This window comes from Faecalibacter bovis, assembly GCF_017948305.1.
GTDB lineage: Bacteria > Bacteroidota > Bacteroidia > Flavobacteriales > Weeksellaceae > Empedobacter > Empedobacter bovis.
Map to the genome: position 1 here is coordinate 1,367,737 of NZ_CP072842.1, position 14,806 is coordinate 1,382,542.

Here is a 14,806-nt window from a genome sequence, read left to right on the forward strand (position 1 = left end):
TGTTACGGTTTTTTAATTTTGAAATTATGACAGATAAAGAGAAAAAAGAACAAGATAGAATACAATCGCCTTTCCGTCCAAAGGATTGGAATGAGATTAGAACTAATGATTCTTGGGCATTGTTCAAGATTATGAATGAGTTTGTTACAGGTTATGAAACAATGTCTAGAATTGGACCTTGCGTATCTATTTTCGGATCGGCACGCACATCACCAGATCATCCACATTATAAAATAGCTGAAGAAGTTGCTTTTGAATTAACTAAAATTGGTTTTGGTGTAATTACAGGAGGTGGACCAGCAATTATGGAAGCGGCTAATAAAGGAGCTCAAAGAGGAGGAGGTACTTCTGTTGGATTAGGAATTCGTCTACCTTTCGAAACAAAATTGAATGATTACATAGATCGTGATTACGAAATTAATTTTGATTATTTCTTTGCACGAAAAGTAATGTTTGTAAAATATTCTCAAGGTTTTATCGTCATGCCTGGAGGTTTTGGAACTTTAGACGAATTGTTTGAAGCTTTAACTTTAGTACAAACAAAGAAAACAGGTCGTTTTCCAATTGTTTTAGTTGGAAAAGAATATTGGGCAGGTTTATTTGATTGGATCAAAAATAGAATGTTTGAAGAAGGATATATTTCGGAAGAAGATTTTGAATTATATCGTTTGGTTGATACTGCAGAAGAAGCTGTGGGGCATATCAAAGCATTTTATGATAAGCATAACATCAAATTAAATTTCTAAATAAAAAAAACTCCGAGTAATTAGCTCGAAGTTTTAAACATTAGTTTATAAAAGTTTTAGTGTTAAATGGAGAAATCCTTGGCAGTAACTTCTCTGAGGTAAAAATATAAATAAAAATTATATAGAGTTTTCTTTTTTAATAAAAAACTTCAAATTAATTGTAAAAATTAACAATAAATACGTGTTATTCAACTTTATATATTGCTAATTGTAAAATTTTAATAAAATCCAATTTGGTAATTAAAAGGATTAATAAGTGATTAAAAAAGCCATTAAAATTCTTAAATGAATTTTAATGGCTTTAATTTTATCTAAATTTTATTTAGAGTATTATTTATTGTGCTGGAGTAATAGAGTAAGTTAAATTATTAAAATCAACTACAATATTATATGTACCAGCTGCAACTGTGATGTTGTCTCCTCCGGCAACTAAATTTCCATTAGCTCCTCCGAAGTTCTCATCCCAAGCATTGTTTTTACGGATTTTAAGTTCTCCTGCGTTTAAAACAATTCCGTTTGCATACCAAACTTCGTTGATTCCGTCAAATGATAAAACTTGAGCATCTGGACCATCCCAACCATTAGGAGTAGCGCTACCAACTAATCCCCATTGAAATTTTTCAGCAACAAAAGTATTGTTGTTTAAGTCCATTGTAATTTTGAAGTTTCCAGCAGTAGGAACTACAATATTAGAACCACCTGAAGCTAAACTACCACCAAATCCGTTTGCATTTGTTGTAACATTTTCACTACCGAAGTTTTCAGCCCAATCAGAATCCTTACGGAATTTGATTTCGTCACCAACAGCTAAACTTGTATAAGCAACTAAAGCGTTTGGAGTTGTCGTTTTCCAAAATGGAACATCTGCAGAACTTCCCCAACCAGTGATAGAACCAACCACACCCCAAGGTGTAGATAAGTCTGTAGTGAAAGGAGTTGCAGTGAAAGTTTTAGTTTCTGAATATAATTTTTCAGTACCAAAAGTTCCTAATGAAGATACAATACGGTATTGAATTGTAGCTTCTGTTCCTGCACTTAATCCTAACTGATCAACTAAGAAAACATTTAAATCTGTTCCATTAATAGCGTATGAAGTTTCTGTTGTAGATGTTAAAACCTTAGCTTGATCAAAAGTATCTTCAGCTTTAGCAAGTTCAATTTCATACTTAGGAATAGTAGAAATACCATAGCTTGCAGCTGCCCACTCGAAAGTAATAGCAGTTTCAGTTTGTGTTTCTTCTGATAATTCTACTGCATTTGTAGTGGTATTAATTGTTGGAGCAACAAAATCACCATCATTTAAGATCACGTTTTCGTCATCTTCAGAACAGCTAGTTAGAGATACAATCCCTAAACAAGCTGCTGCCATATATTTGATAAATTTATTCATTTTAGTAACCAGGATTTTGAGTTAAATTTGGATTAATCGCAATAATGTTTACAGGAATTGGGAATATTTTTCTGATGTCTGAAACAGATGTTCCGTTTTGGACATCACCTTTAAATGGCCAATCATATCCAGATACAAATTTGTTAAAACGAATTAAATCCGTTCTACGTGTACCTTCCCAGTATAATTCTCTTGAACGTTCGTCTAAGATAAAATCTAATGTTAAATCAGCATTAGAGATATTACCTGTTGTGTTTCCGTATCCACGAGTTCTTAAAGCATTGATGTAAGATAAAGCAGTTGCTCTATCACCACCAGTTCCACCACGTAAAACAGCTTCAGCATAGTTTAAATATACTTCAGCTAAACGAATCATAGGTACATCAGTATCTACGAATTCACCTGTAGCGTCGTTACCGTTAGTCCCGTTCGATTTTTTGTTAGAGAATTTATTTACAGCATAACCTTCGTTAAATGTACTTACGTTAGCAATTTCATAAGTTTGACCATCTGTATAGAACATTGCACGTTTATCAGACCACGCGATTGGATTTCCGTCCGCGTCATTTTGTGATGCTTGGAATTTCTCTACTAAAGATTTAGTTGAACGAGGACCTCCCCAACCACCATTAACACCTGAGTTTGCTGGTTGCATAGTACCACCGATAGCTGCTTTTACTAAGAATGTAGAACCACCGTATGTTTTAGAATTATTTCCATCGAAGTTTAACGCGAAAATAAATTCGTTTTGTGCTCCGTTCGAATCATTATCAGCTAAGAATAATTCGTCATAAGCTGTACCGTTACCATTAACATCAGTAGTGTGTAATGAATATCCTGATTGAATAGCTAAGTTTGAATAAGCGATAGATTCTGAGTATTTCGCCTCATTAATCCACGTTTCTGCATTTAAATATAAACGAGATAATAAAGCATAAGAAGCAACTTTATCAACACGTCCGTATTCATTTGCTCTTGCTTCAGCTAATTCATTTTGAATTTCTAATAATTCAGATTCAACAAAGTTGAAAATCTCTTGACGATTACTTTGCATTGGAGTTGTACTAGAAATTTCTTTAACTAATGGAACATTTGCATATAAATCCATTAAGTTGTAATAAGCGTATGCACGAATAAAACGAGCTTCAGCAATGTATTTTTTTACTTCTGGGTTAGCTTCAGCTAAACCTTCTGCATTTTTAATGAATGAGTTTGCGAAAGAAACTGTAGTTGCTAAACGATAGTACATTCCTTCAATAAAACTATTGTTAGATCCCCAAGTCATAGCATGCATGTTTGGTAAACCTGGATCTCCCCAACCTATAATAGCTTCGTCTGTTGTAACAACATTTAGTGTAAATAATGAACGTGAAAATTGTGAAGCACCTTCATCAACTCCTTGAATATCTGGGTTACCAGCTGCTCCGGTTTGTCCTGTGATTGCTAATGAAGCATAAACTTTAGCTAAAGCGAATTTAGCCTGAGTAGCATCTGCAAATACGTCATTTTCTGTGAACATATCTGGATCATTAGGCATTAAATCTAAATCATCATGACAAGATGAAATTGAGAATGCTAATGCAGCTGCTAATAAGTATTTTGTTAATTTAATTTTTTTCATGACTTGTTTGATTAGAATTTAACATTTAAACCAAATACAAATGTTCTAGGTCTTGGATAAACATTGTTATCAATTCCTCCAAAGATTTCAGGATCAATACCACTGTAATCTGTAAATACTGCAACGTTTTGTACCGCTCCGTATAAACGTACATTCATTCCTTTGATAGGCTCGTTTAAGTTGTAACCTAATGTAATATTATCAATACGTAAGAATGATGCATCTTCGATATAGTGATCGCTTAATAAATTAGATTCTGTAATGTTTACGAAACCAGTATTGTAAAAATCTCTATGAACGTTAGATAAATAATTTTGTCCGTTACCAGTTGCTTTACGGCTATATCCTTTTGCAGAAGCTGTATTGTTATAAACGTAGTTACCGATATTAGCACGAGCTGATGCAGCTAAATCCCAGTTTTTGTAACGGAAATAAGTATTGAATCCCATTGTGATATCAGCATAAGGATCTTTATGAATGTAACGGTCTTTATCGTTGATAATTCCATCTTCGTTAATATCTACATAAGCTCCTTCGATTGGGCGACCATTTGCGTCGTAAACTTGTTTGTAAACGTAGAAACTGTAAGGTGCATTACCTTCACGGTGAATTTGAATGTTGTTACCAGTAGCACCATCAATTCCTCCAACGTAGTTATCTGTAGATAAATTAGTGATTTCGTTGTCGTTTAATGCGATATTATAACCAACTTTAAAATCTACATCTCTACTTTTTACGATATCAGCATTAATGCTAAATTCGATCCCTTTATTTTCCATATCACCGATATTTTTATCGATCATATTTCCAAAGTTTGTAAATGGATCTATGTAAACATTAGCAATTAAATCTTTTGTTTTCTTTTGGTAAACATCGATAGAACCGTAAATTCTATTTTTGAATAAAGAGTAATCAAGACCAATATTTAATGTTTGTGCAACTTCCCATTTTAAACCTTCGCTTCGTGGAGAAGGGCGGTAAGTTTGGTAAAATTGATTTCCGAATTGGTAATAAGCTGTTGATTGAGAGATGTCGTAACGTGTCATGTACTTGAAAGTACCTAAACCATTAGAGTTACCAACTTGACCAAAACCAGCTCTTAATTTTAAATCGCTTACTACAGAAGATCCTTTTAAGAATTCTTCATTTGTCATATTCCATGCAACTGCAACAGATGGGAAGTAACCCCATTTTTCTCCTATGTCAAATTTTGAAGAAGCATCTGCACGTAATGTTCCGGTAACGATATATTTGTTATCGAAGTTGTAGTTGAAACGTCCGAAGTAAGATAATAGACTGTAGTGATCTCTATCTACGAATTCGTATTGAGGATTTCCTTGTTCGCGTAATTCACTATTATAGCTATCGTTATAGAAGTTAAAATATTGGTATCCATATCCAGCTACAACGTTTAAATTATGTAAACCAAAATCTTTATTGAAAGTTAAATATGCGTCAAGTAACTTGTTATAATTTTGGTTGTTGTATTTGTAATAAGAACCATCCCATGATAAAGATGGATTTGGCATGTTTGCAGAAACAATATTTCTACCGTTAGAATTAGCGATGTCGTAACCTACATTAACAGTTGCAGTTACAGAAGGTAAAAAATGTAATTTATAATCCATTTTTGCATTACCCACAAAACGTCTAACCTCTGCCGTATCATTTTGTTCGTTTAATAAAGCAACTGGGTTTGTAGGCGCTAAATTGTGTTTTACAGGACCATCCATCCATGTGTGGTAACCACCGTAAATATCAGCACCAGAATAAATTGGTTGTGTTGGGTCGTATTCTACTGCCGCACCAATTGCACCTCTGTTAGCGAAAATATTTTCGATATAAGAACCTCGAGCGTTTAACTCAAATTTTAAATGGTCATCAAAGAAAGATGGAGTTAACGACATAGAAGCTGTTGTTCTATTCAAATTATCTCCTTTTAAAATACCATTTTGATCAGTGTTAGATAATGAGAATCTTGAAGGCATTTTACCACCAATATTACCCATTGCACTGAAACTATGATCAAAACCAGCAGCTATTTTATAAATTTCTTTCTGCCAATTTGTATTTGCATTTCCTAAACGAGAAATTTCAGCAGGAGTTCCTACTTGTTGTACTAACGTGCGGAATTCATTTCCGTCCATTACATCTACAAAATCAGTTGGTTGATAAATAGATGTTGTTGCGTTATAGTTATATGTAAATTTCTTTCCCTTACCCTTTTTAGTAGTAACTAAAACTACTCCATTTGCAGCACGAGATCCATAGATAGCTGTAGCTGATGCATCTTTTAAGATAGTCATCGTTTCAATATCATTTGGATTAATGAAATCTAAAGCATTACGAGATCCAGCAACACCACCTTCAATAGGAACACCATCAATTACATATAATGGTTGAGAAGTTAAAGATAAAGAGCTATTTCCACGGATAATAATGTTTTGTCCGTCTCCAGGAGCACCACCAGCAGATGTAACTACAACACCAGCTATTTTACCTGTAACTAATTCTTGTGCAGATGTGATAGAACCTTTGTTGAAGTCCTTTTCAGAAATCTGATTTACAGCACCAGTAACATCTTCTTTTTTCGCAGTACCATATCCAATTACAACAACTTCTTCCAGATTAGTTTCAGAAGATTTTATTAATGAAAATTGAATTTGGTCTTGCCCTGTATAAGTATATTCTTGATCATCGTAACCAAAATAGCTGATTACAATTATATCACCGTCGTTTGCCTCTATTGTAAAGCTTCCTTTTTCGTCAGCAACTACAGAATTTCCAGAAGTAATATTTGTAACTTCCGCACCACTTAATGTAGTATTTGTAGTTTGATCTGTAACAGATCCTTTAACAATATTTTGTGCCATTAAAATGGCTGGGCATGAAAAAACTAAAGCGATAAGAGATTGCTTTAAAACTCTCATATGTTATTTGTTTTTGTTTGTGTTATTTTTAAATTATATTTTTACTTCTCATTACGAAATTAGTTATTTAAATCGTTAGTTGTGTAGAAGTTACACTAATTACTATAACGAAATCGTTTTCGTGTTAATAAAAAATTAAAATATTAGTTAAGGAAACTTAGATTACTTAAATTTTCGAGTGATTTTAGTTGATGTAGATTGAATTAAATGTAATTGTAATAAAATGAAAAAAAACTTAACGTTAAAACAAATTGCAAAGGAGTTAGAAGTTTCTGTTTCAACAGTTTCTAAAGCTTTAAAAAATAGTGAAGAAATTAGTGAAGCAACTCGTCAAAAAATTCAAGCATTTGCAAAATTATACAATTACAAACCTAATAATATTGCACTAAGTTTAAAGAATAGAAAAACGAAAACGATTGCGGTGATTATTCCAGAAGTTGTTCATCACTTTTTTGCAATGGTTATTAGTGGAATAGAGCATGTAGCCAATCTTAAAGGATATAATGTAATTATTTGTATATCGAACGAGTCGTACGAACGAGAAGTAATCAATATGGAAATGTTAGCTTCAGGTAGTATCGATGGGTTTATTATTTCCTTAGCAAAAGAGTCGCAAGAAAAAAAGGATTATCACCATATTAAAGAGGTAATTAATCAAGGCATGCCAGTGGTGATGTTTGACCGTGTAACAAGAGAAGTGTATACAGATAAAGTAATTATTGATGATGTACTTGCTACACAAGAGGCTATCCAATTCTTTTTGAGCAAGGAACGTAAAAAAATTGCCATGATTTCTACACCTGATTATATTTCCGTTGGTCGCTTACGCACTGAAGGTTATATGCGAACTTTAGAACAAAATGACATTCCAGTAAACGAAGATTTAATCTTAAGAATCGAAGATGAAACGAAGTTAACTGAACAACTAGAGCATTTATTCGATACGCAACAATTTGATGCATTAATGGCTGTAAATGAAATATATGCTGTTGCAGCATTAAAAGTTGCTTTAAAACGAGGAATCAAAGTACCTGAAGGTTTGAATATCATAGGTTTTACAGACGGAATTATTTCTCAACATTCAACTCCTTCAATTTCTACCGTTAAACAAAATGCTTTTAAAATGGGCGAAATTTCTGCTAAATTATTAATCAATAAATTAGAAGAACAAAGCGAACACGAACATTATATAACGGAGGTTATCGGTACCGAATTACTACACCGAGAAACTACATCGTTATAGTTAATTTTTTGAGTTAAATAATTGATTAACTTATTATAATCCCAAAAAAAAGTCTTAAAATTGTAGTCTAATCAAAACATATTTTTACTTCTCAAACCAAAAATATAGTTTTGATAAGCTGCAACGCTTATCGTAAATAATTAATTCTAATTACGATAATGGAAAAGCGTAGACTAGGATTCTGGGAAATCTGGAATTTAAGTTTCGGATACTTTGGTATCCAAATGGGATTTGCGTTACAAAATGCAAATGCAAGTAGAATCCTTCAAACTTTTGGTGCAGATGTGCATCATTTGTCTTGGTTTTGGATTGTAGCTCCTTTAATGGGTTTAATTGTACAACCTATCATTGGACATTATTCTGATAAAACATGGGGACGTTTCGGTCGCCGTAAACCATACTTTTTAATTGGTGCTGTATTAGCAAGTTTAGGATTAATCCTAATGCCTCAAGCTGGTGCATTTACCGCATTACTTCCAGCATTATGGATGGGAGCAGGTTTCTTAATGATTATGGATGCATCGTTCAATATTGCGATGGAACCATTTCGTGCATTAGTTGCTGATGTTTTACCTTCGGATCAACGTACATTAGGATTTTCTATCCAAACTTCATTAATCGGTTTCGGAGCTGTTTTAGGTTCTTGGTTACCTTACATTTTAAGTAATTGGGTTGGAGTTGAAAGTGTTGCTGCTGAAGGAGAAGTTCCTTTTCACTTAATCTTTTCATTCTTAATTGGGGCTTTAATTTTAATTCTATCTGTAATTATTACAGTTTCTACTACGAAAGAATATTCGCCAGAAGAATTAGATGCCTTCGATAGAGCAGAAGGGAAAGAACCTGTTGTTGAAGAACAAGCCACTTTTTCTCAAATTTTCAAAGACTTTGGTAATATGCCAACGACCATGAAACAATTGGGATGGGTTCAGTTTTTTACATGGTTCGGATTATTTGGAATGTGGGTTTTTGCGACTCCAGCAATTGCGCATCACGTGTACAAATTACCCTTAACTGATACCTCTTCTGCAACATATAACGAAGCAGGGGATTGGGTCGGAATTATATTCGGAGTTTATAATGCAGTTTCAGCAGTATTCGCCTTTTTCTTACCTGCATTAGCATTAAAAATTGGTCGTAAAACAACACACACTATTTCTTTAATTGCTGGAGGACTTGGTTTAATTTCAATTTATTTTATTGATAATCCTTATTTACTAATAGTATCAATGTTAGGAGTCGGAATCGCTTGGGCAAGTATTTTAGCAATGCCTTATGCCATGTTAGCAGGTTCAATTCCCGCAAAGAAAATGGGAGTTTATATGGGAATTTTCAATTTCTTTATCTGTATTCCTCAAATTATCAACTCGATTTTAGGAGGTCCAATTGTTAAATACATCTATGGTGGAAATCCAATTTACGCAATCATGATGAGTGGTGTTGCATTCATTTTAGCAGCTTTACTAGTTCAACGCGTTCAGGACGATGAAAAACCAATCAAAGCATAATTATTTTGAAAACGAAAGCATTTATTTTCGACTTAGATGGTGTTATTGTAGATACTGCAAAATACCACTTCTTGGCTTGGCAAAAATTAGCGGAGTCTTTAGGAATCAATTTCACACACGAACACAACGAAGAATTAAAAGGAGTTTCTCGTGTGCGATCATTAGAAATTATTCTTGGATTGGGTAATGTAGAAGCAACTCAAGAACAAAAAGACGAATGGTTAGTTCAGAAAAACGAAGATTATTTACAGTACATCGACAAAATGGATGATTCTGAAATTTTACCAGGTGTAATGAAAGTGTTAGAATTTTTAAAATCGAATCAACAACCGATCATCTTAGGTTCTGCTTCTAAAAATGCACGTCCAATATTAGAGAAAGTAAACATTTTACACTACTTCGATGATATTGTAGATGGAAATGATGTTTCGAATGCAAAACCAGATCCAGAAGTATTTTTAGTTGGAGCAAATAAAGCGAATCAACCGAATGAAAACGCGATTGTTTTCGAAGATTCAGTGGCTGGAATTCAAGCAGCAAATATCGCTGGAATGATGAGTGTCGGTATAGGTGAGGCTTCAGTTTTAAATGAGGCAGATGTTGTATTCAACAACTTCACGGAGATTACAGAAGAATTCTTAAGAGAATTGATTAATAAATAGTACACAAACAAACATACAATACAACAAAAATGAATCAAGATTATATCATCCCGAATGCGTGGTCAATTATAGAAGAAGGGTTTGAAAAAGATCGAGTAAAATCGTCTGAAAGTTTATTCTCTATCGGAAACGGAGCCATGGGGCAACGTGCCAATTTCGAAGAGTTTTATTCAGGCGATACGTTCCAAGGAAGTTACATTGCCGGAGTTTACTATCCAGACAAAACAAAAGTGGGTTGGTGGAAAAACGGTTATCCAGAATATTTCGCGAAAGTTTTAAATGCACCTGTTTGGATCGGAATCAACATTGAAATCAATGGAGAACAATTCGATTTAAATACGTGTAAAGAAGTGAAAAACTTCCGTCGCGAATTAAATATGAAAGAAGGAATTTTAGATCGTTCATTTGTAGCGACTTTACCTTCTGGTTTAGAAATTGAAGTTTTTGTGCGTCGTTTCTTAGCTGCTGATTTAGATGAATTAGGTGCAATTAAATATGACATCAAACCTTTAAACGGAGATGCTAAAATTGTTTTTAAACCTTACGTTGATGCTCACGTAAAGAACGAAGATGCAAACTGGGAAGAAATTTTCTGGGAGTCGATCGGATCTGAAATCAAAGGAGAACAAGGTTTCGTACAAGCGCGTACATTCAAAACACATTACAATGTGGTAACGTATATGGAGAATGCAATTTTCATTAACGATGAAAAACAAGCGATCACTCCAACAGCTACAAAAACAGAATGGAAAGTTGAATTCACTTACGAAGTAGAAGTTAAAGCAAATGAAATAGCAACGATCCAAAAATTTGGTGGATATGTAGTTTCGACAAATCATAAAGAAAACGAATTAGTTGCTGCTGCAGAAAATGTATTAGCACAAGCCAATGCTTTAGGTTATGAACAATTGTTAATAAACCAAAAAGAAGCGTGGGCAAATACTTGGGAAATGGCGGATATTACTATCGAAGGTGATGTGAGAGCACAACAAGGAATTCGTTTCAATATCTTCCAATTAAACCAAACTTATTCAGGGAAAGATGCTCGTTTAAACATCGGACCAAAAGGATTTACAGGGGAAAAATACGGTGGATCGACATATTGGGATACAGAAGCATATTGTTTACCATTCTATATGGCGACGAAGAACCAAGAAGTGGCGCGTAACTTATTAACATATCGTTACAACCAATTGGGCAAAGCGATTGAAAATGCTGAGAAATTAGGATTTACAAAAGGTGCGGCATTATACCCAATGGTAACAATGAACGGAGAAGAATGTCACAACGAATGGGAAATTACATTCGAGGAAATTCACCGAAATGCAGCTATCGCTTTTGCTATTTTCAACTATACACGTTTCACAGGAGATCAATCGTATATTCCTGAAGCTGGTTTAGAAGTTTTATTAGGAATCGCTCGTTTCTGGAAACAACGTGTCAATTGGTCTGCTGATAAAAAACAATACGTCATGTTAGGAGTTACTGGTCCTAATGAATACGAAAACAACGTCAATAATAACTTCCACTCAAATTATTGTGCACAATGGTGTATGAATTATTTGATTGAACAAGTGGAAAATGTAAAAGCGAATTATCCAGAAGATTTCGCTCGTATCACTGCTAAAACAAACATCACAGATGCTGAATTAGCAGAAATGAAAGAAGTAGCGGCTAACATCTATTTCCCATACAGCGAAGAATTAGGAATTTACTTACAACAAGACGGATTCTTAGATAAAGATTTAACTCCTGTTTCTGAATTAGCAAAAGAAGAACGTCCAATCAACCAAAAATGGTCTTGGGATAGAATCTTACGCTCGGCTTACATCAAACAAGCGGATACGTTACAAGCATTCTATTACTTCGAGGATCAGTTCTCAAAAGAACAATTAGAAAAACACTTTGATTTCTATGAACCATTAACAGTTCACGAATCGTCTTTATCACCTTGTGTGCATTCGATTCAAGCTGCTACTTTAGGTCGTATGGAACAAGCTTATACATTTTACTTAAGAACTTCTCGTTTAGATTTAGACGATTACAACAAAGAGGTTCACGAAGGATTACACATCACATCAATGGCTGGAACGTGGATGTCGATTGTAGAAGGATTTGGTGGAATGCGTGTGAAAAATGATACGCTATATTTTGAACCTCGTTTACCAGAACAATGGGAAGGATTTTCGTTCAAAATTAATTTCCGTAATCAAATCCTAAAAGTCAATGTAAATAAAGGTGAAACAACTTTCGAATTGGAAGGTACTGAACCATTAGAGGTTTATGTATTCGACCAAAAAGTAGTGGTGCAGCCTTCTATTTAATAAAGGGAAAAATAGAATACCTTGAAGGCTTCGGCTTTTGAGGTATTTTTTTATCAATTTATAGATTAAACTTCCTTTTTTCTGAACTCGTTTTAGGATTTCAATAAATTAGGAAGTGAAGCTGAACGAGATTCAGCTTGGATATTAAAATAAATAAAATGGCCTCTAAATCTATGACGTTAATAAAATAAATAGAGTGAAGGATTAGAATGAATTAGTGACCGTAGGGAATCATTTAATTCATTGCCGAAATGAAATTTATTTTTAGTCAAATAGATTTAAAGCCTTGATTTTTTGAATACTTTTTTATCAAGAAAAAAGTATTGAAGAAATGTATCGTTTCTGTGTCAAGACAAAAATGAAAATCAATAAACACAAATTACGAGAATGAAAAAACTATTCATACTAACTTCTTTATTATCATCCTTCGCCTTTGCTCAAATTCAAAGGGTCGAACCAATGTTTTGGTGGAAAGGAATGAAAAATCCGGAACTACAAATTTTAGTGTACGGAAAAGACATTAGTAAATATAACATCGAGTTATCGGACAAAATCCAAATCAAGGACATCACCAAAACAGAGAATCCAAATTATGTTTTTGTAACGTTAAACACGAATGAAATCAATACCTCATCTTTCAAGATTAACATCAAGAATAAAAACAAGATTGTTGATTCTTATACGTACGAGTTAAAAAATCGTCAACCAAATTCAGCGAATCGTTCGTCGTTTTCATCAAAAGATGTGGTGTATTTAATTATGCCGGATCGTTTTGCAAACGGAGATGAAAGCAATGATTCAAAAAAAGAATTGCGTGAGAAAATGAATCGTCAATTGCCAGGTGGTCGTCACGGAGGAGATTTGCGAGGAATTATCAACAACTTAGATTATATCCAAATTTTGGGAGCCACTGCGGTTTGGCTAACTCCAGTTAATGAAGACAACGAAAAAGAATATTCGTACCACGGCTACGCCCAAACGGATTTATATAAAATAGATGGACGATACGGATCGAATGAAGATTACCGTGAATTGTCTCAGAAATTGAATCAACGAGGAATGTACTTGATTCAAGATTATGTCACGAACCACTGGGGAATCTCACATTGGATGATTCAGGATTTACCGACAAAAGATTGGATTCATACATTTCCTGAAGGCGAAAATGGTTTCCGTCGTTCAAATTACAGAACAACAACACAATTTGATTCAAACGCTTCAGAGATTGATAAAATCGGAGCGTTAAATGGTTGGTTTGATACCACAATGCCAGACATCAATCAAGCGAATCCTTTGGTTTTGAAATATATCACTCAAAATGCAATTTGGTGGATAGAATATGCCGAATTAGGTGGATTGCGTGTGGATACATATCCTTACAATAATAAAGAGGGGATGGCAACTTGGGTAAAAGCGATTACCAATGAATATCCAAACCTGAATGTCGTGGGAGAGGCGTGGATGTATTCTCCGGCTCATATTTCTTATTGGCAAAAAGATTCTAAAATTGGTGAAATGGCTGGTTACAATTCAAATCTTCCAGCAATTATGGATTTTACTTTATACAGTAAAATGACTGAAGCATTTCAGGAAGAAGAATCTTGGGACAAAGGAATGGTTAAAATTTACGAAACTTTTACAAGTGATTTTTTATATCCAGATGTGAACAACATGTTTGTTTTCTTCGAAAATCACGATACGGAACGTTGGAACGAAATGTTTAAAGGTGATATTAACGCCTATAAATTAGCTACAACTTTAATCGGAACGGTTCGCGGTATACCACAGATTTATTACGGAACTGAAATAGGTATGGCTGGGGATAAAAAGAAAGGTGGAGATGCAGCAATTCGTCAAGATTTTCCTGGTGGTTGGAAGTCGGATGCTCAAAATGCTTTTGAATCAAAGTCACGAACAGCAACACAAAAAGCTTATTATGATTTTACCGCTAAAGTTTTTAATTGGCGTAAAAGCAAAGAAGTAATTCATTCTGGTAAAACAAAACATTTTGCTCCTCAAAATGATATTTATGTTTATTTCAGATATAATGAAAATGAATCTGTCATGGTTATTTTAAATAATAAGTCAGAAAAACAAATTTTAAAATTAGATCGTTTCGCAGAAGCAATTAAAGGATACAATTCAGGAAAAGATATTATTTCAGAACAAATTTTCCCGATTAATATAAATGGAGAAATTACAATCGATGAAAAATCTTCAATGATTATTGAGTTGAAAAAATAGTTTGAGGTGTAAGTCTTAAGTTATAAGACTTAAGGTAGCCTTCCGTCACTTCGAGTGAATTTTCGAAATGCAATACAGAAAATTTGCATCGAGAAGTAAAACGAAACTAAATGAGATTTATTTTCTTAACGTCATAGATTT

9 protein-coding genes are annotated in these 14,806 nt (G+C 33.9%); 6 read left to right on the forward strand and 3 right to left on the reverse strand.

The window, feature by feature from the left end:
* Positions 1-26: 26 nt before the first annotated feature.
* The gene (locus J9309_RS06610) at positions 27-746 is read left to right on the forward strand and encodes an LOG family protein (protein WP_230477793.1); all 720 of its coding nucleotides are present in this window, start codon (positions 27-29) and stop codon (positions 744-746) included.
* 334 nt (positions 747-1,080) lie between these two features.
* Here J9309_RS06610 and J9309_RS06615 read toward each other — a convergent pair whose 3' ends face one another.
* Genes J9309_RS06615 through J9309_RS06625 form a run of 3 tightly spaced genes read right to left on the reverse strand, consistent with a single transcriptional unit; the run spans position 1,081 to position 6,687 of the window.
* Entirely contained in the window at positions 1,081-2,136 is a 1,056-nt protein-coding gene (locus tag J9309_RS06615; protein WP_230477794.1) for a SusE domain-containing protein, read from the reverse strand.
* Between the two features lies 1 nt (position 2,137).
* Positions 2,138-3,757: a RagB/SusD family nutrient uptake outer membrane protein gene (locus J9309_RS06620; RefSeq protein WP_230477795.1), complete on the reverse strand. Its 1,620-nt coding sequence runs from the start codon at positions 3,755-3,757 to the stop codon at positions 2,138-2,140.
* An 11-nt stretch (positions 3,758-3,768) separates the two neighbouring features.
* The gene (locus tag J9309_RS06625; RefSeq protein WP_230477796.1) at positions 3,769-6,687 is read right to left on the reverse strand and encodes a SusC/RagA family TonB-linked outer membrane protein; all 2,919 of its coding nucleotides are present in this window, start codon (positions 6,685-6,687) and stop codon (positions 3,769-3,771) included.
* Between the two features lie 223 nt (positions 6,688-6,910).
* Here J9309_RS06625 and J9309_RS06630 point away from each other — a divergent pair, with 223 nt between their 5' ends.
* The 5 genes from J9309_RS06630 (at position 6,911) to J9309_RS06650 (ending at position 14,665) form a co-directional block, all read left to right on the forward strand.
* Positions 6,911-7,930 carry a LacI family DNA-binding transcriptional regulator gene (locus J9309_RS06630; RefSeq protein ID WP_230477797.1) on the forward strand — a complete coding sequence of 340 codons (1,020 nt, stop codon included), beginning with the start codon at positions 6,911-6,913 and terminating at the stop codon, positions 7,928-7,930.
* A 158-nt stretch (positions 7,931-8,088) separates the two neighbouring features.
* Positions 8,089-9,435 carry an MFS transporter gene (locus tag J9309_RS06635; RefSeq protein ID WP_230477798.1) on the forward strand — a complete coding sequence of 449 codons (1,347 nt, stop codon included), beginning with the start codon at positions 8,089-8,091 and terminating at the stop codon, positions 9,433-9,435.
* Between the two features lie 5 nt (positions 9,436-9,440).
* Complete coding sequence (gene pgmB, locus J9309_RS06640) at positions 9,441-10,097, forward strand: beta-phosphoglucomutase (protein WP_230477799.1); 657 nt, start codon at positions 9,441-9,443, stop codon at positions 10,095-10,097.
* A gap of 29 nt (positions 10,098-10,126) precedes the next feature.
* A complete protein-coding gene (locus tag J9309_RS06645; RefSeq protein ID WP_230477800.1) occupies positions 10,127-12,421 on the forward strand; it encodes a glycoside hydrolase family 65 protein in 2,295 nt (764 codons plus the stop codon).
* A 387-nt stretch (positions 12,422-12,808) separates the two neighbouring features.
* The gene (locus tag J9309_RS06650) at positions 12,809-14,665 is read left to right on the forward strand and encodes a glycoside hydrolase family 13 protein (RefSeq protein WP_230477801.1); all 1,857 of its coding nucleotides are present in this window, start codon (positions 12,809-12,811) and stop codon (positions 14,663-14,665) included.
* Positions 14,666-14,806: the final 141 nt, after the last annotated feature.

Bases quoted from the DNA above. Each gene is read 5' to 3' on its own strand.
- J9309_RS06620 (WP_230477795.1), bottom strand. From the start codon at position 3,757: ATGAAAAAAATTAAATTAACAAAATACTTATTAGCAGCTGCATTAGCA.
- J9309_RS06645 (WP_230477800.1), top strand. From the start codon at position 10,127: ATGAATCAAGATTATATCATCCCGAATGCGTGGTCAATTATAGAAGAA.
- J9309_RS06650 (WP_230477801.1), top strand. From the start codon at position 12,809: ATGAAAAAACTATTCATACTAACTTCTTTATTATCATCCTTCGCCTTT.
- J9309_RS06615 (WP_230477794.1), bottom strand. From the start codon at position 2,136: ATGAATAAATTTATCAAATATATGGCAGCAGCTTGTTTAGGGATTGTA.
- J9309_RS06625 (WP_230477796.1), bottom strand. From the start codon at position 6,687: ATGAGAGTTTTAAAGCAATCTCTTATCGCTTTAGTTTTTTCATGCCCA.
- J9309_RS06635 (WP_230477798.1), top strand. From the start codon at position 8,089: ATGGAAAAGCGTAGACTAGGATTCTGGGAAATCTGGAATTTAAGTTTC.
- J9309_RS06610 (WP_230477793.1), top strand. From the start codon at position 27: ATGACAGATAAAGAGAAAAAAGAACAAGATAGAATACAATCGCCTTTC.
- J9309_RS06630 (WP_230477797.1), top strand. From the start codon at position 6,911: ATGAAAAAAAACTTAACGTTAAAACAAATTGCAAAGGAGTTAGAAGTT.